The 24,258-nt window shown below is 58.2% G+C and carries 9 protein-coding genes; 5 read left to right on the top strand and 4 right to left on the bottom strand.

The window, feature by feature from the left end; all coding sequences use genetic code 11:
- Nucleotides 1-283: 283 nt before the first annotated feature.
- The 4 genes from AC4OVU_RS10830 to AC4OVU_RS10815 all read left to right on the top strand — a co-directional run bounded on the left by AC4OVU_RS10830 (nt 284) and on the right by AC4OVU_RS10815 (nt 2,574).
- Nucleotides 284-1,264 carry an IS5-like element ISKpn26 family transposase gene (locus AC4OVU_RS10830; protein WP_491928679.1) on the top strand — a complete coding sequence of 327 codons (981 nt, stop codon included), beginning with the start codon at nt 284-286 and terminating at the stop codon, nt 1,262-1,264.
- A 349-nt stretch (nt 1,265-1,613) separates the two neighbouring features.
- Nucleotides 1,614-1,853, top strand: coding sequence for a regulatory protein YcgZ (gene ycgZ / locus AC4OVU_RS10825; RefSeq protein ID WP_003857265.1), 240 nt, complete (start codon nt 1,614-1,616; stop codon nt 1,851-1,853).
- A 119-nt stretch (nt 1,854-1,972) separates the two neighbouring features.
- A complete protein-coding gene (locus AC4OVU_RS10820; RefSeq protein ID WP_017693452.1) occupies nt 1,973-2,272 on the top strand; it encodes a hypothetical protein in 300 nt (99 codons plus the stop codon).
- 23 nt (nt 2,273-2,295) lie between these two features.
- Complete coding sequence (locus AC4OVU_RS10815; RefSeq protein ID WP_017384011.1) at nt 2,296-2,574, top strand: biofilm development regulator YmgB/AriR family protein; 279 nt, start codon at nt 2,296-2,298, stop codon at nt 2,572-2,574.
- Between the two features lie 84 nt (nt 2,575-2,658).
- On the opposite strand, the gene AC4OVU_RS10810 is transcribed toward AC4OVU_RS10815, so the two are convergent.
- Nucleotides 2,659-4,116 carry an EAL domain-containing protein gene (locus tag AC4OVU_RS10810; protein ID WP_023303708.1) on the bottom strand — a complete coding sequence of 486 codons (1,458 nt, stop codon included), beginning with the start codon at nt 4,114-4,116 and terminating at the stop codon, nt 2,659-2,661.
- Nucleotides 4,117-4,401: 285 nt separating this feature from the next.
- Between AC4OVU_RS10810 and AC4OVU_RS10805 the strand changes: the two genes are divergently transcribed.
- The gene (locus tag AC4OVU_RS10805; protein WP_491928801.1) at nt 4,402-5,286 is read left to right on the top strand and encodes a MarR family transcriptional regulator; all 885 of its coding nucleotides are present in this window, start codon (nt 4,402-4,404) and stop codon (nt 5,284-5,286) included.
- Nucleotides 5,287-5,319: 33 nt separating this feature from the next.
- Here AC4OVU_RS10805 and AC4OVU_RS10800 read toward each other — a convergent pair whose 3' ends face one another.
- The 3 genes from AC4OVU_RS10800 to AC4OVU_RS10790 form a co-directional block, all read right to left on the bottom strand.
- Nucleotides 5,320-6,495 carry an HlyD family type I secretion periplasmic adaptor subunit gene (locus tag AC4OVU_RS10800; protein ID WP_032619700.1) on the bottom strand — a complete coding sequence of 392 codons (1,176 nt, stop codon included), beginning with the start codon at nt 6,493-6,495 and terminating at the stop codon, nt 5,320-5,322.
- Nucleotides 6,492-8,657, bottom strand: a complete 2,166-nt coding sequence (locus AC4OVU_RS10795; RefSeq protein WP_017384015.1) for a type I secretion system permease/ATPase — start codon at nt 8,655-8,657, stop codon at nt 6,492-6,494. The genes AC4OVU_RS10800 and AC4OVU_RS10795 overlap by 4 nt, the downstream gene beginning before the upstream one ends.
- Before the next feature lie 176 nt (nt 8,658-8,833).
- Nucleotides 8,834-24,250, bottom strand: a complete 15,417-nt coding sequence (locus AC4OVU_RS10790; RefSeq protein WP_491928800.1) for an Ig-like domain-containing protein — start codon at nt 24,248-24,250, stop codon at nt 8,834-8,836.
- Nucleotides 24,251-24,258: the final 8 nt, after the last annotated feature.

The raw sequence follows: 24,258 nt of genomic DNA, 5'->3' as shown, positions 1-24,258 counted from the left end.
GCTGTGTTTTCCACCTCTCGCTGGTCCCTCAATACCCTAACATCCCGTTGCCTGAAGGCACCCTCCGTAATGACAGCGCCCGCCTAAACAGCACAGACGAGGCTGACGATATTTACACTTTCGTCTCGTCGTGACCAACCCTATTTAGCTCAAAATGTTAAAAATCCGCACTTATATGGCACAATGTGAACAGAAATAACATTCTCGTCACCTAAGGAAGGTGCGAACAAGTTCCTGATATGAGATCATCATATTCATCCGGAGCGCATCCCAGAGGGACATCATGAGCCATCAACTCACCTTCGCCGATAGTGAATTCAGCACTAAGCGCCGTCAGACCCGAAAAGAGATTTTCCTCTCCCGCATGGAGCAGATTCTGCCATGGCAGAATATGACCGCTGTCATCGAGCCGTTTTATCCCAAGGCTGGTAATGGCCGGCGACCCTATCCGCTGGAGACCATGCTGCGTATTCACTGCATGCAGCATTGGTACAACCTGAGCGACGGTGCCATGGAAGATGCCCTGTACGAAATCGCCTCCATGCGCCTGTTTGCCCGATTATCCCTGGATAGCGCCCTGCCGGATCGCACCACCATCATGAATTTCCGCCACCTGCTCGAGCAGCATCAACTGGCCCGTCAATTGTTCAAGACCATCAATCGCTGGCTGGGCGAAGCAGGCGTCATGATGACCCAAGGCACTTTGGTGGATGCCACCATCATTGAGGCACCCAGCTCTACCAAGAACAAAGAGCAGCAACGCGATCCGGAGATGCATCAGACCAAGAAAGGCAATCAGTGGCACTTTGGCATGAAGGCCCACATTGGTGTCGATGCCAAGAGTGGCCTGACCCACAGCCTGGTCACCACCGCGGCCAACGAGCATGACCTCAATCAGCTGGGTAATCTGCTTCATGGAGAGGAGCAATTTGTCTCAGCCGATGCCGGCTACCAAGGAGCGCCACAGCGCGAGGAGCTGGCCGAGGTGGATGTGGACTGGCTGATCGCCGAGCGTCCCGGCAGGGTAAAAACCTTGAAGCAGCATCCGCGCAAGAACAAAACGGCCATCAACATCGAATACATGAAAGCCAGCATCCGTGCCAGGGTGGAGCACCCGTTTCGCATCATCAAGCGGCAGTTCGGCTTCGTGAAAGCCAGATACAAGGGGCTGCTGAAAAACGATAACCAACTGGCGATGTTATTCACCCTGGCCAACCTGTTTCGGGTGGACCAAATGATACGTCAGTGGGAGAGATCTCAGTAAAAACCGGAAATAACGCCAGAAATGGTGGAAAAAATAGCCTAAATAGGCTGATTCGATGTGTTTGCGGGAAAAAAATCGGCCCAGATCCGCGAAATTTTAATCAGCGAGTCAGCTTGGGAAGAAATGACCTGCTTATTCGCACCTTCCCTGGGACGTAAATAATTTCAGGCCCTTCGGGGCCTTTCCTTTTCCCCTCTTTCCTGCTCTTTCCCCCCCTATTGTTAATAGTTTTCCTGACAAAAACACGATCCATGTGAAAAGTTGTACAATTTTAATGTACAGATTTGATCGAATAGTATAAATTCAATGCCACTGATGTTACAAAATTGTTTGTTAACGGTGGAAAATTATGCGTCGCAACCATGCTCCCTCTACAGCAGAAAGCGCTATCACCTTGTATTTTAACAAGGATAACGTCCCTACACAGCAGGAAACCCTTGGTGCCATCGTCAGTGAGATCATCAAAGAAAATGTACAACTGAGCAGAATGACAATCTGTACAAAGCTGTTGCGCAGAATTGAAGAGTCAACGTCTGACGTTGAGAAAGCGCACTATAACGGTCTGATAGCCCTCTTCTTCGAGCGTTAACCTGAACACTGTTTTTTTAACTTACTAAGTTAGTCATGCTGAGTGAGAATAGAGCTCCTGAATGCGATGACTAACCCCATGCTACAGCCTGCTGCGTGTAGCAGAGTGAGATTGAAGCTATGCATAGAACTAAATTTGAACGACTTAAGGATGACCTTATCGGTGAGGCCGTATTATCCATACTGAAAGAGAACGGACCTATTACCTTTGTGTCTCTTGCTAATCGCCTGCGGGCGATGGCTAACGTTGAATCAAATGATGAACGTAAAAATGCATTGATTGCCGCTGAAGATGAAGTGCGCCAGCGTGTAACCGGCGTCTCGCACGACCGGGGAAGAGTGATGGGCGATTATGAAATTGGGCGCATGCGCTCTCTCTTTACTCACAACACGCTTCTGACCCCAGACAAGAAACACTAATTTTAACCGAAACGGTGACCACCATGAGTAAAGCGATTATGCAGCAGACGTATAATTTTGAAGCCCTGCACGATAAAGAACTGGCGGAACATTTTCTTAATGCTGGAAAGCATCTCAGTGGTGAGGTTGAAGTGTTGGGCTCGGCAATACGCTGTATTATGCTGACCGGTGACAATCTCTCAAATAAAGAGATTATCCTGCAACTGATTCACGCCCTCGAAATTACCGAGGAGCCCGAAGCCTGCGATGTCATTCGAAACACGCTTGAAATTGTTGTCGGTTTTACGCGCGATGATATCTGATAACAGATTATTGCCCTGGTGAGTGACTGTTTTTGCTGGTGGTCGAAGAGTTAAGTCTGTCGTACCACCAGTATAGTGAAGCCATTAACTAAATAGCCGTACCATTCGATCCAGCTCATCTTCTTTAACCGCCCGGGAAAGATAATATCCCTGGAAGCGCTTAACCCCTAATGCGACAAGTTTTTCAAATTTTTCTTCGCTATCGACGCCTTCCGCAACGCATTCCCTTCCCGTCATGTCGCTGTATATCTGTATCGCTTTAATAATGCTATTGTCATTGTCGTTAGCAACAAAGTGCTCAACTATATCACGGTCAAGCTTCAGTCCATCAACATTAATCTGTCGGATGGGTAACATAGCGTAATTTCTGGAAAAGCAATCATCCAGAAACAGCCGGCATCCCTCGGCGCGTAAACGCTGGAGAGTGACAGGAATATTTGGATCCTTTGTTACATCAATGGTTTCAGCTAATTCGAAGACAAGTTTCCCGGCCCACTGCGGTTTCAGTAACATTTCAACGGCTTTTTTCGCCATTCCCGGCAGCGCGTTCCCGGCAGCCAGTTGAGGAGGAATATTAACCGAAAAATAATATTTTCCATTGTATCTGTTGATACCTGATACGGCCGCGTGAATGACTAACGCCGTCAGCTTGAGCCAAATTTCGCCATTTTTTATCCCATCCAGAAATTGGCCTGGTTTCAGGACCTGACCGTTTTTATGCCAGCGCAGCAGAATTTCAAAGCCCACTCCTTTTTTATCGCCATCGGTAATAATTTGATAAGCCGCAAAGATTTCCCGCTTATGTAACGCCTGCAATATATTTATTTCTGCTTCCGAAAACCCCTGCGTTTTGTTCTTTACTGCACAGACCTCATCCCTTAAGACACGTGCATCGCTAAACCACACTCTGATAAGATATAATTTACCCAACCCCACTTTACGATGAGTATAAATGGTTTTATCTGACAAACCTAACCTCGCTGACTGCTCTTTTATCGAAATACCCCGATAAAAATTCAGCAATACGGTTAACTCACGTTTTGTTAAACCATGCAGGCTTTCCTTACCTTCCTTCTCAGGTCCTTCACGCAATAAACGTGACGAATCGGCATGCACATCAGAAATACTCTCTACACAATTCATTACCTCTGAAATATTCGCCACCCTGATCCTCGACAACGATTTGGTATTATTAACGAGACTTTTCAGCGTGGCATAAAGCCATCTCTCTGGTATTGCACCATACAGGGTCACGCTACAAATAACCGGCAGTGCATTCAGAACCGAGACCAACCGTTTCAGGCTTTCAAGAAAGGCAGCGACGTCGCGACCAGGAAAAACAGAAACTTCAGGCTGTTGATTTTGCATCATTTTTTGCACATCACCTGAGCAAACTTCATCCTCTTCAAAATGGAGCCGCGTGGCGTTTACGCCACGAGACTTCAGAAGCAGGCTATACCCCTCGAAGGTGAAACCGCAGGCTGAAATAACGAATCGTTGCTTGTAGCAAGTACCTTGCATAAAAGGTAAGTTTTGAGACATAACCTGCTCCTGAGAATGTAAATATCATTCCCAAATGTGATTAAAGCCAATATTCTTTGTCGCATTGAATAATTTTACCGCACCCCATTTGGTTAATAAACCGTTATCAATGTTATGCACGGGAACATCTTTGCGTTAATCAACCCACTCATCCATATGCAGCATAAATATTACTTTCTTTTCATATAACGACAGTAAATATGCACTTCACAAGGTATAATGAAAATTCCGAAAAAGAAGACCAGACACTTCATCTTATCGGCCCAGACAAAAAGAGAAAATGCTATGGATAATCACATTTCATCCAGGGCTTTGCTACATCGAAGGGATGTTATTAAAAACAACCCGCGATTTGGTGAAGCTATAACAGAGCACTACAGAATTAATGATGCCATTTATAAAAAACAACCCTTGTTCTACAAAACGATGCTTCAGGAATCACGCTTCAACATAATACTGTCAATGTGTTGTTTTGTTTTTGGTAATCAGGCTGAGTCAGTTTCAGAGATAAAGGCACTGTGTACCCGCTATAATATCGCCAGTCCTAACAGTGTTATCACGATCATCACCATACTTAAGACCACCGGGCGAATTAAGACCTGGCGCTGTACCGAAGATCGCCGAAAAACAAAAATCGCGCCAACGGAAAAAGGACTGGATGAGCTGAAACGCTATATGTCCGGGGCGTTTACGCCTGTTAGCATTCTTTTTCCGACATTCAATATAAATGCTAACCTTCTGGACAATGATATTCTGAGGCACAACTTTTTCCGGCGCGCCGCAGAGTACCTTTTCCGCGGATTAACATTCAGGAAAGTGCTTCCGGAGGTGGGTTTATTTATTGATAAGGATGGTGGCCGAATGATTATGCTCTATCTCTATTTGCAGGCCATCAAAAACAAAACAGCACACGGTGCCATAATAGCGTATTCAGCCAGCACGCTGGCAAAAGAATTTTTCGTTTCGCGTATTCATGTTAAACGGATTATCAAATCGGCGCAGGAGGCAGGTTATCTTAAAGATCGCGGCGATGGCCGGATGTCAATTTACCCGGCCTTTATCGAGCTGGTCGAAAATTATGCCGGATTATATTTTGCGTATGTCACACATTACATCAACGTGGTACCAAAAGAACGACGCCATGCTGTCAACATGACGCCTACACTCTGATCTGACGGGCGTTCGGTTTGCTGAACGCCTTTTTTATCGCTCGCGCAGCGCCTCTTTTGCCTTATTCAATGGTTTCAGCAGATAATCAATGACGGATTTACTGCCGGTTTTGATATCAACCGTGGCTATCATACCCGGGAACACCGGGAATTCCTTGCCCTGCCTGTTGGTCAGATGGTTACTGTCAGTACGAATATAAACGCGATAATAATAAACATCCCGTTTCACCTCGTCCTGAAGGGTATCCGGGGAAATCATCGTCACCTCCCCTTCCAGCCCGCCGTAGATCGAGTAGTCATAGGCGGTGATTTTCACCAGCGCTTTTTGCCCGGGATGGATAAACGCGACATCGCGCGGCGAGATTTTCGCTTCTATCACCATCTGGTCATCAAGCGGTACCAGGCTCATCAGTTTGCCGTTCGGCGGGATCACCCCGCCCACCGTCGTCACGTCAATGTCCTTCACGATGCCACGCACCGGTGCATTAAACGTTAAGCGGGTGAGTGAATCTTCGCGCCCTTTCATGACCGAACGCTGCGCTTCCATTTCTGCGTTCGCTTTCGCCAGTTCTTCGCGGGCGCGAACGTAGTACTGGTTTTTCATCTCGGTGATTTTGCTCTCCAGCTCATTTTTTTGACGTTCAAGGCGTAAGACTTCGACCTTACTGGCTGCCCCCTGCGTCACCAGCGGGCGCGTTAATGCCAGTTCACGCTGCACGAGATCCGCTCCCTGGCGTAAACCCGCCAGCCCTTTTTCCAGGCTTTCGCGACGTGACTGATAAAGCGCCGTTTCCTGTTTGACCAACTCAACGTCGTCATCCAGCTCTGCCGGGAATGTCAGCGCGGTGTCGTTCACCTCAGCATTCAGACGCGCGGCCGTCGCCATCGCAGCGTTTAATCGAGACTCGCTCTCCAGCACGCTGGACTCGGTTTTCGTCCGGTCCAGTTGGGCAAGCTGTTGACCACGCTCGACGATATCGCCTTCGCGCACCATCAGACTGTGGATAATCCCCCCTTCCAGGGACTGGATCACCTGCTCGTGGGAGGACGGGATCACCTTGCCGCTGCCCGTCGTGACCTCATCCAGCTGGAACAGGCTGGCCCAGGTAATAAAGACCACCAGCAGGGCAAACAGCGACCATGCCACCAGCGACGAACGCGGCAGGCGGGGCTCCTTCAGCCGGCTGTTAAAGCGGGAGAAATCATTCATGCCACGCCCTCCGTTTTCAGTTTAACCGTGCGCTGCGGCGCCTGCTGCGGGGCCATTCCGTGCTGGCGTAAAATGGCATCACGAGGGCCATCCATCACCACTTTGCCGTTTTCCAGGACGATGATGCGGTCAACCAGGTCCAGAATCGGCAGACGATGCGTCGCCACCACCAGCGTCCGGCGCTTACCGAGCCACTGGTGCAGATGCTGGATAAACTGCTTCTCGCTGACCTCATCCAGCCAGGCGGTGGGTTCATCCAGCAGCAGAATATTCGGCGAGGTGATCAGCGCGCGCGCCAGCAGCAGCGCCTGACGTTGCCCGCCGGAAAGCCCCGTTCCGCCCTCATTGATGATGGTGTTCAGCCCCATTTTCTGCTTGCGCACAAACTCCAGCGCGCCGCTGTTGACCAGCGCCTGATGGATTTCCTCGTCTGTCGCCAGCGGATTACCCATCAGGATGTTGTCGCGTACGGAGCCGAAGAACAGCCGCGCCTGCTGGCTGAGCAACTGCATGTCGCGGCGCACGTCGGCCGGGTCAAGATGATTGAGAGCAATATCGTCCAGCAAAATGCTGCCCTGCTGTGGCTCCTGCATTCCCGCCAGCAGATGCAGCAAGGTGCTTTTCCCCGAACCATTCCGCCCGAGCACCGCCACGCGCTCCCCTGCGCGAATGCGCAGTTTGCTGATATTCAGCACGGTAAGCTTCTCTTCTTCATCGTAATAAAACCCGACGTCGTCCAGCCGATAATCACCGCGCAGATGGGCTTTATGCACTTTTTTGCCGTGCTGGGGATCGTCAATCGGGCGCTGCATCAGGTCATCCAGTCCCTTGCGGGCCACCTTTGCCGACTGCCAGCGGGAGAGCACGCCGGAAATCTGCGACAGGGGCGCGATGGTGCGGGACGCCAGAATCGAGGTCCCCACCAGCGCACCGGTGGTCATGTCGCCGCTGATAACCAGATAACACCCCACCAGCAGCACCACGGCGTAGACGATAGACTGCACCTCCTGGGTCCAGGTCAGCAGCAGCCCCGTCAGCCAGCGCTGCTTCATGCCGACGCTCGCGGCAACGTCATTGGTGTTATTCCACTGGTTCTGGAACCTCTGCTCGGCGCGCATTAGCTTGATGTCCTCAAGCCCCTGCACCGCTTCCACCAGCGTGGCGTTACGAATCGCCGATTCACGCATCCCTTCGCTGGAGAGTTTTCCCAGCGGGCGCTGCACCAGCAGGCCGGGAATGAGCAGCAGCGGTACGGCCAGCAGCACCACCAGCACCAGCGGGCCGCCAATCATCCACAGAATGAAGACGAACAGCAGGAAGAACGGCAGATCGGAGATAGCGGCAATGGTGGTGGAAGTGATCAGCTCCCGCACCGACTCCAGCTCGCGGATCTGGGCGATAAACGACCCGGTCGATTTCGACCGTGCGCCGTTTTTAATCCTCAGGGCGTGGGCAAACACGCGCTCGGAAATACGCAGGTCGGCGCGTTTCCCTACCACGTCCGAAATATGCACCCGCAGCATGCGCATGATGAATTCAAACACGATGGCGATCATCACACCGCCAAACAGCACCCACAGCGTGGCCTCCGACTGGGACGGCACCACCCTGTCATATACCTGCATGGAAAAGACCATGCCGGAGAGCGCCAGCACGTTGGCGACCAGCGCCACCAGCATTATGTCGCTGTAACGACGCCAGTCTTTCAGCGCCAGCTGCCAGAACCAGTTTTTCTCATAGGGTTTGATGTAATCATCCACGCGCGCATCCGGCGTGGACTCCAGGGGACGCAGCACCATCAGCCCCTTTAACCGCGAACCGAGTTCGTCGCGCGTCAGCGTCGTCTCCAGGCCCCCGTCGCCGCTAAACTGCACGCTGACGTTCCCTTCGTTGTCCATACGGTTGATGACCGCAATTTGCCCGCCGGTGAACTCCGCCAGCAGCGGTAAACGCCACGGATCGAGCGCTACGGCTCCCGCCGCCACCCAACGCATCCCCAGCCCAAGCTGGCGCGCCATCTCCTCCAGCACCAGCTGGCGTGGAGACTGGCTTTCATGGTTAATCGTGACCCGAACATGCTCCGCCGAAAAATCCAGCCGATAATATTTCGCGATGATGAGCATGCCCTGCAACCAGGGTTCGTACTGCGGATGTGTCTTCATAATGCTACGTCCTGTTCAGGGCGATGATTTCGCACTGAAATGATACCTTTGCGGGATGATTAGAAATCGAACACTGTCTAAACGAGCCCGCAAAATAATCTTGTGAAATATAGGGTTATGGCTATTCGTGTAAAGAAACGCAAAAGGCCGCGAGGAGCGCTCCCCGCGGCGTTGTTTTACGCAATTAACAGTTGATGATTGGCCAACAGCGTCGCCAGATCCGTCTGCACGCCGTTCAGCGTCACCAGCGTGGTGGGCGTGAACTGACCGCCCGTCCCGTCCAGGTCAACCTGGATCTCGGTGTTGCTGCCGTTTTGCACAACGCGGATGTAGTCGGCGATGTTGCCCGCGCTGCTGTCCAGCGTCGCCACGCCGTTCACGTAGCTCGCCGAGCCGGTGCCGGTATAGCCGCTGTCGGAAAGCAGGTCGCGCAGATCGATACGGTCCGTATCCGCCGTCCCTTCCCAGGTGCCGACGGTAAAGCCGTTCACCACATCGCTACCGTTGCCGCCCGTCGCGTCAGACGCGTTGATCAGCTTATAGAGCAACGTATCGTGACCGCCGCTGCCGATGTTGAAGGTGTCGTTCCCGCCCCGGCCTTCGAACTGGTTATCACCGCTGTTGCCGGTGATCACGTCGTCATAGTCGGAGCCGTTAATCCCTTCAATATTCAACAACCGCGTGGTACCGAATCCGGTGTCCTGCGCCGTTGAGAGGCGCAAATCAACGGTTATCCCAGAGGTGGCATTACGATAATCCACCACGTCCATGCCGCCGGTATTGCTCCAGGTGTCGTAGTCGGAATGGGTATTCCAGCCGCCGGAGCCGTTATAGGTATAGGTCCCATCCTCTGCGATAAAGGTGTCGTTATACCCGGTACCGGTGATGGTTCCGCTGTGGCCGCCGGTGGCCGCTTCGGCGGTGAGAACATAACCCTCTTTGCCGTTGCCCGCGTCCAGGCCGGTCCAGGTGACGTTATCCGAGACGCCGTTGGTGATCTTCACGATCTCCGCCGAGTAGGTTTCGTTCGGATCCAGCCCGTAGAAACTCACCAGCGCAGAGGTATCGTTCGAGCCAATGCCGGACTGAGCGTTGATGATCTGCGAGGCCACCAGCACGCCCGCAGCGTTATACAGATTGACCGTATTGCCGTAGTACGCGTTGATGCCTTCGCTATCGACAATGTGCAGATGCATCGCGGTACCGTCAGCGATCTCCGCATTGTTCTGCACCAGCACCACCTTACCGTTCTGCTGAGACACCAGCAGATCCTGCGCACCGTCCCAGTTGTAGTCCACCGCGGCGACACCGGTGACGTTGGCCAGCCCAGAAGCCAGCTGGCTTGAAGTCCAGGTTGAGCCGTAGCCGTTGTTGGTGAACAGGGTCGCCGTCTGTGAGCTGCCGTAGGTGCTGAGCTTGATGATGTCCATCTGCCCGTCACCGTTCCAGTCTACCGCCACCGACAGATAGCCCGCCGTGGCGTTAGAGGCTTCCACCGCGCTTTTGGTCGTGGAAAGCTGCCCGGTACCGTCGTTGTAGTAAATCACCCCGCCGTTGTTGTTGTAGCTGCTGCCGAGGTACAGATCCATGTAGCCATCGCCGTTAAAGTCCGCCCACGTCATGGAGGCCGCCGTGGTGGTATTCGAGGCGTTGGCCACAAACACGTTGGTCAGGTTCTGGCCAATGGAAAGCGTACCGTTCCCGTTGTTGTTAATCACGGTGAGCGAGTACGCCCCGCTGCGGTTGGTGTGCTGCACGATGTCCACGGTACCGTCGTTGTTCAGGTCGACGCCGGAGATTTCACGCCCGGAATCGAACTGGCCGTAGAATCCACCTTCCCCGCCGGTGCCGTCCGGCGACAGAACGCCGTTGGTATTCACCAGGTAGGTCAGGGAGTCCATACCGGCATCGCCGTACGCCAGATCAAGATAGCCATCGCCGGTTTTGTCGTAGGCAATTACGCCGCCGTACCAGATGGTGGTTCCCATCGCCAGCTGGCTGGCGGTGTAGCTGCTGCCATCGTAGGTCCACATCACCTGCGTAGAGCCCGCGTAGGTGTTCTCCGTCGCAAAGATATCCTGCGTGCCGTTACGGTCAAAGTCAGCTGCCGTCTGGCTCACCACATAGTAGCTACGGGTGTTAGTTAACGTATTCCCGGCATAGGTTGAATCATCGCTGCTGGAATAAGACTGTCCATTAGCGATGATATTCCACAGCCCGCTGCTGTTCATGCCGAGAGTCATGGTTGAGTTGTTGCTGTTCCCCGCAGTGGTCGCCCAGTCGGTATTCACCGAGGTGGTATCGATCACCAGGCTACCGGTTGCCGTACCGGTGGTGTTACCGTTGCCCGCGCTACTCTTCACCTGCGCGGTTACGTCGTAACTCGCCACACTCAGGGCATCGCTGTCCGGGATCTGTAGATACCAGGTATTGTGATCCGGGTCGACGACCACCGCACCGCCGGTCTGGGAGGTGTAGGTTTTCCCGTTCACCGTCACCACCAGATATTCACCGTTCACCAGGTCTGCGGAGACCGTACCGCTGACAATCGGCGTGGTATCCGAGGTGGTCTGGGCAGTAATCGCCGCGGTGGTGGTCGGGATGCTGGTATCGACGTTCAGCACAAAGCCATCCGATTCCGTGTAGTTACCGGCTTTGTCGGTGACGCGCAGAATGTAGGTGTGATTCCCGTCGAGCAGGCCGTTGTCCTGATAGGACCAGCTTGCGCTGCCGTTCATCGTGACCTGACCCAGCAAGATCCCGTCCCGGTAAAGCTGCACGATTTCGCCATCTTCCGGAGCGCGGTTAAGCGTACCGTTGATCAGCGGCGAGGTATCGTCCGTCGCGACTGATGCGCCGTACGTGCCTGTACGTTCACCTTCCCCGTCGGTATAGCTGACCACCGTTCCCACCGTGTCAGGCGGCGTGGTATCAACCGTTACCACCTGCGAAGAGGTTGAGCCGACGTTGCCCGCCTGGTCGATGATCCGCACCTGGTAGGTGTAATCCCCATCTGCCAGATCGCGGGTATCCGTATAGCTCCAGCGCTGGTTAGTGACGGTAGTGTCAATCCAGGTATTACCGCCGTCGAGGCTGATCTGTACGCGCTCGTCGCTGGCCAGCGCGCTGCCCAACGAGCCGTTGATCGTCAGCGAGGTGTCCATGGTGATGAAATCACTCCCGGACTGCCCGGTATCTTCGCTGATGCTGTCAATGGTGATGCCGTACTGCGGCGCCTGGGTATCCACCGTCACGTCCTGCGTGGTGGTGGCCCCAACGTTGCCCGCCTGATCGACAACCCGCACCTGATAGCGGTAGTCGCCGTCGGCCAGGGTGCGGGTGTCGTTATAACTCCACCGGGTGCCGCTTACCGTGGCGTAAACCCAGGTGGTGCCGCCATCCATGCTCACCTGCACATACTCACCCGCCCCGAGTTCGGCCCCGAGCGTCCCGTTGAGCGTGTACGAGGTCGAACTGGTCAGGAAGTCGTTATTGTCGAAGCCGGTATCGACGGTGATGTTATCCACGGTCACCGTAATCGCCGCATCCGGCGCGACCGTATCGACCGTCACCTGCTGATGAGCGCTGGCACCCACGTTGCCCGCCGCATCCACTACGCGAACGTAGTAGTCATAGGTCTGGTTACCCAGCGTGCGGCCGTCCACGTAGTACCAGCTGTTGCCAGTGACGATCACGTTCTGCCAGGTGACCCCGCCGTCGATGCTGATCTGGGCATATTCGCCGTCGGCCAGCGTTGCGCCGAGCGAGCCGTGCAGCGTCAGGGAGGTGTCATTGGTGATAAAGTCGCTGCTGCTCAGGCCGGTATCGTCGCTGATGCTGTCGATAGCGATCGTTTTGCTGGCGTCCGGCGCGACGGTATCAATGGTCACCACCTGGCTGGTAGTGGCGCTGATATTCCCCGCGTCGTCAATCACCCGCAGCTGATAGTTGTAGTCTCCGTCGGCCAGCGTGCGGCCGTCAACGTAGGTCCAGCTCAGGCCGCTGACGCTCACGTCAGTCCAGGTTGCGCCACCGTCGAGGCTGATCTGAGCGTGGTCACCGCTGCCCAGGGCCGCGCCGAGCGTCCCTTTCAGGCTGATCTGGTTGTCGCTGGTAATAAAGTCGCTGTCGGACAGGCCGGTATCCTGCGAGACGGAATCCACGGTAATAGTCGCCGCCGCAGGCTTCGTCAGATCGATTACCACGTCCTGGCTGTCCGTTGCCCCAACGTTGCCTGCATTGTCGATCACGCGCACCTGGTACTGGTACGTACCGTCGGTCAGGGTACGGCCATCGGTGTAGCGCCAGGTGGTGCCGGTGACGGTCAGGTCAATCCAGGTAGTACCGCCGTCAAGGCTGATCTGCGCTTTCTCGTTATTGCCGAGCTGCGCGGTCAGGGAACCATTCACCACCACCTGGCTGTCGTTGGTGATGAAGTCATTCGCGCTGAGGCCGGTATCGTTTTGCAGGGAATCAATGCTGATCCCCATCGACGGTGCGGTGAGATCCACGGTAACGGTATGGTTATCGCTGGCGCTGTTGCCGATGGCGTTGCTCACCTGCGCGTTAATCACGTACGAACCGCCGTCCGCCAGCGCGGTCACGTCTGCGCTGCCGACCGTATAGCTCCAGGTGCCGTCATTTTGAACGGTAGCCGTGTAGGTTTTACCGTTAAGCGTAATGGTCACCGTCTGGCCCGTTGGCGCATCGGTGGTGCCGCTGATAACCAGCGGCGTGCCGTGCTCGGCGGCGTTGACGATATCATCCTGCGCAAAGGTGTTAATGGCGATGGTCGGCACGTCGCCGTTCAGCGTCACGTCGTGCGTTGCGCTGCCCGGGTTACCTGCCTTATCGCTCACCGTAGCCGTAATGGTGTAATCCCCGTCGCTCAGTCCGAGGAAGTCGCGTCCCGGCACGAAGACGGACCAGGAGCCATTCGCCGCCACGGTCGCCTGATAGCTGTGGCCGTTGAAGGAGACGGTCACCGTCTGGCCCTGCTCCGCGGTGGTGGTCCCGCTGATGGTCTGTCCCGCCAGCTGCTCGGCGTTGTTGACGATATCGTCATCGGCCACGGTGCTGATGGTCACGGCTGGCGCGACGGTATCGACCGTTAAGGTATGCGTCGTCTGGCCGTTATTACCCGCCTTGTCGTTCACCGACGCGGTGACCGTCAGCGCGCCTTCGCTCAGGTTGGCAAGATCGGCGGCCGGGACGTCGAGCGTCCAGGTGCCGTCGTTTGCCACAAGCGCAGTGTAGGTTTTCCCGCCCAGCGTGACGGTCACCGTCTGGCCTGCTTCCGCGCTGGAAGAGCCGTGTACGGTGAGCGGCTGTTGGGCTTCCGCCGCATTCAGCACATCGTCGCCCGACAACGTGTTCACGCTAATCACCGGCGCGGTGGTGTCCACGCTGATGGTGTGCGTCGCCGAGGCGCTGTTCCCGGCGCTGTCCTGCGCCGAAACAGAAACCTGGTAGCTCGCGCCGTCGGCCAGGGTGCCCACGTCGGCGGCCGGTACGGTGGTTGTCCAGGAGCCATCGCTCTGGATAGTGGCCGTATAGCTCTTACCATTCAGGGTGATAGTGACCTGCGTGCCGTTAGCAAACTGCGCGCTGGAGCCGTTGATGACCAGCGACGCCCCCGCTTCTGCCGCATTGATCACGTCATCACCGCTGAGGGTGTTGACGGTCAGCGCGACCGATGCGGTATTTACCACCACGTCATGGGTCTGGGTGCTGCTGTTGCCCGCGCTGTCGGTGATTGTCGCGCTGAGGGTCACGGTGCCGTCGGTCAGGGCAGAAATGTCGCTGGCAGGAACGCCCACGCTCCATTTGCCACTGGCGTCAACGGTGGTGGTGTACTGGTTCGAACCTATCGTGATGACCAGCTTATCGCCGACGCTGGCGCCGGTTGCGGTGCCGCTGATGACCTGCGCCTGCCCGTGCTCAACGCTGTTGATGACGTCATCGCCCGCCACGACGTTAAAGCTGACGGTCGGCGGCGTAGTATCGAGCGTAATCGCTTTGCCCGCGCTGCCCGGGTTACCCGCGGCGTCACTCACGCTCACCTGCACGGTGTAGCCGTTATCCGCCAGAGTGGACAGATCGGCGGCCGGCACGTTAATGCTCCAGACGCCGCCCTGCTGAACCTGTGCGGTATAGCTGTTTCCACCGAGGTTAACGGTTACCGTCTGACCGACTTCAGCCGTGGTGGTGCCGGAAATGGCCACGCCCGCAGCCGCTTCGCTGCCGTTGATCACGTTGTCGCCGGCTACCGTGTCAATGGTCACGGTTGGCGCCGTGGCATCGACGCTGTACTCCCGGCCCGCAGACGCGCTGTTGCCGTTCACATTGGTAACGCTCACCTGCACGCTGGCGTCGCCGTCTTTCAGACCCGCAAGATCCGAGGAAGGCACGGTGGCCGTCCAGTTGCCGTCGGCATCGACTTTGGCGGTGTAAGACTTGCCGCCAAAGGTGATGGTCACGGTCTGGTTCTCTTCCACATTGGAGGTGCTGCCGGAAAGCACCAGATCCGCACCTTTCTCCGCCGCGTTAATCACGTCGTCGGTGGCGATGGCATCAATGCTGATCGCCACGGCTGCCAGATCGACGGTGACGTCGTGGCTGATAGAGACCGGATTGCCCGCCGCGCTCTGGCCTGCAACGGTCACGGTAACCGTGCCCGCAGCCAGGGCCCCGACGTCTGCTGCCGGGATCGCCGCGCTCCAGGTACCGTCTGCCAGCACGGAGGCCGCATAGGTTTTGCCATTGACGGTCACGGTGAGCGTAGTGCCTGCCGCCAGTCCGTCGCTGGAGCCGGTGACAATCAGGTTCTGTCCATGCTCGATGCTGTTAATCACATCGTCGCCCGCGACGGTATCCACGCGCAGGCCCGGCAGGCTGGCGTCGATAGTGATATCGCGCTCGCCCGTTCCCGTATTGCCATGGTCATTAGTGACGGTTGCTGACACCGTTAAATCGCCATTGCCCAGCGCGGTCAGGACGGATTCCGGCACGTTAACGGACCAGGTCAGATCGCTCTGCACCGTCGCGGTATAGGTGTTGCCGCCGATGTTCACCGTCACGGTGTTACCGATGTCCGCGTTCGCCACCTTACCGGTAATGGTCTGGCCTGCGGCCACTTCCGCCGCGTTGATGACGTTGTCCCCCGCCACGGTGTTGATGGTGACGGTTGGCAGCGCGGTATCGACAAGCAGGTTCGCCGTAGTGCTGATGCTGTTGCCCACGCCGTTGGTGGCCGTCGCGCTCAGGGTGTAGCTGGCTTCACCGAGGCCTGACAGATCCGCAGCCGGAACCGTCAGGCTCCAGGTGCCGTCTGCCGCAGTCGTCGCCGTGTAGTTTTTACCGTTCAGGGTCACGGTGACCACGGTGCCTTCCGCCAGGTTGGCGCTGGTGCCGTTGACGCTCAGATCCTGCCCTTTTTCTACCGCGTTCAGGACGTTGTCATCGCTGATGGCGTTGAAGCTGACCGACGGCAGACCGGTATCGACGGTCACATTATGCGTGCCGCTGCCGGTATTGCCCGCCGCGTCGGTGACTGACGCAGTGACGGTCACGCTGCCGTCGCTGAGGCCTGAAATCACATTCGCCGGAACGCCCACGCTCCAGTTACCCGCCGCATCCAGCACGGTGGTATAAGTCTGGCCGCCGATCGTGACGGTGACCTTATCGCCCGCCGCCGCGCCGGTGGCGGAGCCGCTGATAATCTGCGCCTGATTGTGTTCAGCCACGTTAATCACATCGTCGCCTGCAACGGTGTGGATGCTCACCGCAGGTACGGTGACGTCCACCGTCAGGGTGTGGTCAACCGACGCCGGGTTACCCGCCTTGTCGCTGACTGAGGCGGTGACCGTCACGCTGCCGTCGGTTAATCCTGCCAGATCCGCCGCCGGAACGTTCAGCGTCCAGCTGCCGTTCGCGCTGACGGTTGTGGTGTAATCTTTGCCGTTCAGCGATACGGTCAGCGTCTGGCCTGCTTCGGCGGTACTGGTGCCGGAGATTGCCAGGTCTGACTGCGCTTCCGTGGCGTTCAGGATATCGTCGGTGGCAATCGTGTTGATGGTCACGGACGGCGCGGTAGCATCCACGCTGTACTCACGGCCCGCCGAGGCGCTGTTGCCGTTCACGTTGGTGACGCTCACCTGCACGCTGGCGTCGCCATCCTTCAGGCCAGCCAGATCCGCTGACGGCACGGTGTAAGTCCAGTTGCCGCTGTCGTCCACGGTGGTGGTGTAGATCCTGCCGTTCAGACTGATGGTCACGGTCTGCCCGGCTTCCACGTTGGTGGTCGCACCGGACAGCACCAGATCCGCGCCCTTCTCCGCCGCGTTAATCACGTCGTCGGTGGCAAGCGCATCAATGCTGATCGCCACGGCTGCCAGATCGACGGTGACGTCGTGGCTGATAGAGACCGGATTGCCCGCCGCGCTCTGGCCTGCAACGGTCACGGTAACCGTGCCCGCAGCCAGGGCCCCGACGTCTGCTGCCGGGATCGCCGCGCTCCAGGTACCGTCTGCCAGCACGGAGGCCGCATAGGTTTTGCCATTGACGGTCACGGTGAGCGTAGTGCCTGCCGCCAGTCCGTCGCTGGAGCCGGTGACAATCAGGTTCTGTCCATGCTCGATGCTGTTAATCACATCGTCGCCCGCGACGGTATCCACGCGCAGGCCCGGCAGGCTGGCGTCGATAGTGATATCGCGCTCGCCCGTTCCCGTATTGCCATGGTCATTAGTGACGGTTGCTGACACCGTTAAATCGCCATTGCCCAGCGCGGTCAGGACGGATTCCGGCACGTTAACGGACCAGGTCAGATCGCTCTGCACCGTCGCGGTATAGGTGTTGCCGCCGATGTTCACCGTCACGGTGTTACCGATGTCCGCGTTCGCCACCTTACCGGTAATGGTCTGGCCTGCGGCCACTTCCGCCGCGTTGATGACGTTGTCCCCCGCCACGGTGTTGATGGTGACGGTTGGCAGCGCGGTATCGACAAGCAGGTTCGCCGTAGTGCTGATGCTGTTGCCCACGCCGTTGGTGGCCGTCGCGCTCAGGGTGTAGCTGGCTTCACCGAGGCCTGACAGATCCGCAGCCGGAACCGTCAGGCTCCAGGTGCCGTCTGCCGCAGTCGTCGCCGTGTAGTTTTTACCGTTCAGGGTCACGGTGACCACGGTGCCTTCCGCCAGGTTGGCGCTGGTGCCGTTGACGCTCAGATCCTGCCCTTTTTCTACCGCGTTCAGGACGTTGTCATCGCTGATGGCGTTGAAGCTGACCGACGGCAGACCGGTATCGACGGTCACATTATGCGTGCCGCTGCCGGTATTGCCCGCCGCGTCGGTGACTGACGCAGTGACGGTCACGCTGCCGTCGCTGAGGCCTGAAATCACATTCGCCGGAACGCCCACGCTCCAGTTACCCGCCGCATCCAGCACGGTGGTATAAGTCTGGCCGCCGATCGTGACGGTGACCTTATCGCCCGCCGCCGCGCCGGTGGCGGAGCCGCTGATAATCTGCGCCTGATTGTGTTCAGCCACGTTAATCACATCGTCGCCTGCAACGGTGTGGATGCTCACCGCAGGTACGGTGACGTCCACCGTCAGGGTGTGGTCAACCGACGCCGGGTTACCCGCCTTGTCGCTGACTGAGGCGGTGACCGTCACGCTGCCGTCGGTTAATCCTGCCAGATCCGCCGCCGGAACGTTCAGCGTCCAGCTGCCGTTCGCGCTGACGGTTGTGGTGTAATCTTTGCCGTTCAGCGATACGGTCAGCGTCTGGCCTGCTTCGGCGGTACTGGTGCCGGAGATTGCCAGGTCTGACTGCGCTTCCGTGGCGTTCAGGATATCGTCGGTGGCAATCGTGTTGATGGTCACGGACGGCGCGGTAGCATCCACGCTGTACTCACGGCCCGCCGAGGCGCTGTTGCCGTTCACGTTGGTGACGCTCACCTGCACGCTGGCGTCGCCATCCTTCAGGCCAGCCAGATCCGCTGACGGCACGGTGTAAGTCCAGTTGCCGCTGTCGTCCACGGTGGTGGTGTAGATCCTGCCGTTCAGACTGATGGTCACGGTCTGCCCGGCTTCCACGTTGGTGGTCGCACCGGACAGCACCAGATCCGCGCCCTTCTCCGCCGCGTTAATCACGTCGTCGGTGGCAAGCGCATTGATGCTGATGGCAACGGTAGCCAGATCCACGGTCACGTCGTGGCTGATGGTGATCGGATTACCCGCCGCGCTGTCACCGGTAACGCTGATTTTCACGGTGCCTTCCGGCCACGCGCTCACGTCGGTGGACGGGATCGCCGCGCTCCAGGTGCCGTCTGCCAGTACCGTTGCCGCGTAATCTTTACCGTTGACGGTAACCGTCAGCGTCGTGCCCGGCGCCAGCCCGTCGCTGGAGCCTGAAACAATCAGGTTCTGCGCGTGCTCGATGGTGTTGACCACGTCGTCACCCGCCACGGTATTCACGCGCAGGCCCGGCAGGTTAGCGTCGATAGCGATCTCGCGTTCGCCGGTGCCGGTGTTGCCGTGGCCGTTGGTGACGGTCGCCGTCACGCTCAGGCTGCCGTTGCCGAGTGCGGTCAGCACGTCAGACGGCACGTTGACGGACCAGGACAGATTATTTTGCACCGTTGCGGTGTAGCTGTGGCCACCGATAGTCACGGTCACGGTGTTGCCCGCTTCGGCATTCGCCACGGTGCCGCTCAGTGTCTGGCCTGCCGCCACTTCCGCCGCGTTGATGACGTTGTCCCCCGCCACGGTGTTGATGGTAACGGTTGGCAGCGCGGTGTCGACAAGCAGGTTCGCAGAACTGCTCACGCTGTTGCCAACGCCGTTGGTGGCCGTCGCGTTCAGGGTGTAACTGGCCTGACCGAGACCGGCCAGATCCGCAGCCGGAACCGTCAGGCTCCAGGTGCCGTCTGCCGCAGTTGTCGCCGTGTAGTTTTTACCGTTCAGGGTCACGGTAACCACGGTGCCTTCCGCCAGGTTGGCGCTGGTGCCGCTGACGCTCAGATCCTGGCCTTTTTCAACGGCGTTCAGGACGTTGTCATCGCTGATGGCGTTGAAGCTGACCGACGGCAGACCGGTATCGACGGTCACATTATGCGTGCCGCTGCCGGTATTGCCCGCCGCGTCGGTGACTGACGCAGTGACGGTCACGCTGCCGTCGCTGAGGCCGGAAATGACGCTGGCCGGAACGCCCACGCTCCAGTTACCCGCCGCATCCAGCACGGTGGTATAAGTCTGGCCGCCGATCGTGACGGTGACCTTATCGCCCGCCGCCGCGCCGGTGGCGGAGCCGCTGATAATCTGCGCCTGATTGTGTTCAGCCACGTTAATCACGTCGTCGCCTGCCACGGTGTGGATGGTCACTGCCGGAACGGTGACGTCCACCGTCAGGTTGTGGTCCACCGACGCCGGGTTACCCGCCTTGTCGCTGACGGCCGCGGTCACGGTGACGCTGCCGTCGGTTAATCCTGCAAGGTCAGCTGCCGGCACGTTCAGCGTCCAGCTGCCGTTCGCGCTGACGGTTGTGGTGTAATCTTTGCCGTTCAGCGATACGGTCACCGTCTGGCCTGCTTCGGCGGTGCTGGTGCCGGAGATTGCCATGTCGGACTGCGCTTCCGTGGCGTTCAGGATATCGTCGGTGGCAATCGTGTTGATGGTCACGGACGGCGCGGTAGCATCCACGCTGTACTCGCGTCCCGCAGACGCGCTGTTGCCGTTCACGTTGGTGACGCTGACCTGCACGCTGGCGTCGCCGTCTTTCAAACCGGTCAGATCCGCAGACGGCACCGTGGCGGTCCATTTACCCTCAGCGTCCACCGTGGCGGTGTAGTTCTTGCCGCCGAAGGTGATGGTGACGATCTGGTTTTCTTCGACGTTCGAGGTGGTGCCGGAGAGCACCAGATCCGCACCCCTCTCGGCGGCGTAGATCACGTCATCGGAAGCGATGGCGTCAATGCTGATGGCGACGTTTGCCAGATCCACCGTCACATCATGGTTGATAGTCACCGGATTGCCCGCGCTGCTCTGGCCTTCAACGTTCACGGTGACCGTGCCTGCGGCAAGGGCACTCACGTCCGCAGAAGGGATCGCCGCGCTCCAGGTGCCGTCTGCCAGCACGGTAGCCGGATAGGTTTTACCGTTTACGGTGACGGTCAGCGCCGTACCCGCCGTCAGGCCGTCGCTTGAACCCGTGATAATCAGATTCTGCCCGTGTTCGATGCTGTTAATCACGTCATCGCCCGCTACGGTGTCCACGCGCAGGCCCGGCAGATTCGCGTCGATAGTGATATCGCGCTCGCCGCTGCCGCTGTTGCCCACGCCGTTCGTGACGCTGGCGGTCACGGTCAGATCGCCATTGCCCAGCGCGGTGAGCACAGAATCCGGTACGCTGACGGACCAGGTGAGATTGTCCTGTACCGTTGCGGTGTAGCTGTGGCCGCCAACAGACACAGTCACGGTGTTGCCCGCTTCGGCATTCACCACTGTGCCGCTAATGGTCTGGCCGGTTGCCAGCTCCGCTGCGTTGATCACGTCGTCGCCCGCCACGGTGTTGATGATGACGCCAGGCAGCACGGATTCCACGTTCACGGTGTGCGAGGTGCTGGAGCTGTTGCCGACGCTGTCCGTCGCGGAGGCCGACACGGTGTAAAGCGCTTCACCCAGTTGCCCCACCTCGCTCGCCGGAACGGTTGTGGTCCATTGGCCATTGGTGTCCACCGTGGCGCTGTACGCTTTGCCGTTGAGCATCACGGTGACCACCGCGCCAGCTGCCAGCCCGGAAGCCGTACCTGTGATGGTCAGATCCTGCGTTTTCTCGCTGCTGTTGATCACATCGTCACCGGACACGGTGTCAATGGTCAGCACCGGCGCGGTGAGGTTGACTTCAACCTCGTGCGTTGTGCTGTTGCTGTTTCCGGCTTTATCGGTCAGCGCCGCGGTGATGGTGTAATCCCCGGCGGCCAGGGCACTCACGTCCGCCGCAGGCACGCCCACGCTCCACCTGCCGGAAGTGTCCAGGGTCGCGGTGTAATCTTTGTTATTGATGGTGACGGTCACCACGTCGCCCGCCGCCGCACCGGTCACGGAACCGGTGACAATCAGCGCCTGCGCATGCTCGGCGCTGTTGATCACGTCGTCGTCGGAAACGGTGTTAATGGTCAGCTGTGGCACCGTGGTATCCACCAGCACATCGCGGTCCGCCGAGGCCGGGTTACCCGCCTTATCCGCGACGGCTGCCGTGATGGTGTAATCGCCGTCGGTAATCGCGCCGATATCCGCAGACGGTACGGTGACGCTCCAGCTGCCGTTCGCCTGTACGGTGGTGGTGTAGTCCACGCCGTTCAGCGTCACGGTCACGGTCTGGCCCGCTTCGGCGTTGGAGACACCGTTAACGACCAGATCCTGCTGCGCTTCGGCCGCGTTGATGATGTTGTTGTCGCTGACGATCTCGATGGACACCGTCGGCGCGGTGGCGTCCACGCTGTATTCGCGGCCCGCCGAGGCGCTGTTGCCGTTCACGTTGGTGACGCTGACCTGCACGCTGGCGTCGCCGTCTTTCAGTCCGCCCAAATCGGCAGACGGTACGGTCGCCGTCCAGTTGCCACTGGCATCCACCGTCGCAGTGTACAACTTGCCGCCGAAGGTGATGGTAACGGTCTGGTTTTCTTCCACGTTGGTGGTCGAGCCAGACAGCACCAGGTCCGCGCCTTTCTCAGCCGCGTTGATTACGTCGTCCGAGGCAATCGGATTAATGCTGATGGCGACTGCCGCCAGATCCACTTTCACGTCGTGGCTGATAGAAACCGGGTTACCCGCCGCGCTCTGGCCGTCAACGGTCACGGTGATCGTGCCTGCGCTCAGCGCGCCGACGTCCGCCGCCGGAATAGCCGCCGTCCAGGTGCCGTCCGCCAGCACGGTTGCCGCGTAGATTTTGCCGTTGACGGTGACCGTCAGCGCCGATCCGCTCGCCAGCCCGTCGCTGGAGCCGGTGATAATCAGGTTTTGACCATGTTCGATGCTGTTGATCACATCGTCGCCTGCTACGGTATCCACGCGCAGGCCCGGCAGGCTGGCATCAATCGTGATGTCGCGTTCGCCGGTGCCGGTGTTGCCGTGGCCATTGGTCACGCTCGCAGTTACGGTGAGATCGCCGTTACCGATAGCGGTTAAGACGTCAGACGCCACGTTAACCGACCAGCTCAGGTCGTCCTGAACCGTCGCGGTATAGGTGTTGCCCCCGATACCGATCGTGACAGTGTCACCGCTCGCCGCGCCGCTCACTTTCCCGCTCAGGGTTTGTCCGGAAGCCACTTCCGCCGCGTTAATCACGTCGTCGGTGGCAACCGCATTAATGGTGACCTGCGGCAGCGCGCTGTCGACCAGCACGCTATGGCTGGTATTCGCGCTATTACCCGCGGTATCGGTCACGCTGGCCGTCACGCTGTAGCTCGCTTCGCCCAGTACCGAGACGTTTGCCGCCGGAAGGGTGACGCTCCAGTTACCGCTGGCATCGGTGGTGGCGGCGTAACTGATACCGTTCAGGGTTACGGTGATGCGGGTCCCGTCCGGCTGGTTGCTGGTGCCGGAGATCAACAGGTCCTGGCCTTTTTCGGTCGCGTTGATCACGTCGTCAACCGCCAGGGTATTGATGGTAATCACCGGCGCGGTCAGGGAGACGTCAAACGCGTGCGTCGCGCTGGTGCTGTTGCCCGCTTTATCGGTGAGTGTCGCGGAGATCGTCTGATCGCCGTTAGCCAGCGCGCCCACGTCCGTCGCCGGAACGCCCACGCTCCAGTTGCCGGACGCATCCAGCATCGCGGTGTAGTCTTTGCCGTTCAGGGTCAGGGTAATCACATCGCCCGCCTGCGCGCCCGTCACCTTGCCGGTGACAATCAGCGCCTGGCCGTGCTCGGCAATATTAACAATGTCGTCGCCCGCCACAATGTTGAAGGTAATCTGCGGCACGGTAGTGTCGACCAGCACGGACGCCCCCGCGCTGGCCGGGTTGCCCGCTTTATCGGACACGGTCACCGTGACCGCCGCGCTGCCGTCGGCGATCCCCGCCAGATCCGCCGCCGGAACGTCCAGCGTCCAGCTGCCGTTCGCCTGCACCTGGGCGGTGTACTGATTGCCGTTGAAGGTCACGGTGACCGTCTGGCCTGCTTCGGCAGTAGATGTTCCGCTCAGGGTCAGATCCTGCGCCGCCTCTGCCGCATTCAGCATATTGTCGCCGCTGATGGTGTTGATGGTGACCGCTGGCGCGGCGGTATCGACGCTGAATGCCTGCGAGGAAGAGGCTGCGTTGCCGTTCACGTTGGTGACGCTGACCTGTACGCTGGCGTCGCCGTCCTTCAGGCCGCTCAGATCGGCAGCCGGTACGGTGCAGGTCCAGTCGCCGTTGGCATCGACCGTCGTGGTCCAGGTTTTACCCGCAAAGATAATGGTAACGGTCTGGCCCGCTTCAACGTTCGAGGAGGAGCCGGACAGCACCAGATCCTGGCCTTTTTCTGCCGCGTTAAGCACGTTGTCGTCCGTCACGCTGTTGATGCTTATCGCCACCGGGGCGAGATCGACATCCACAACGGTAC

It is taken from the genome of Enterobacter sp. 6722112 (assembly GCF_058661685.1).
This window is presented reverse-complemented; position numbering and strand designations above follow the sequence as displayed.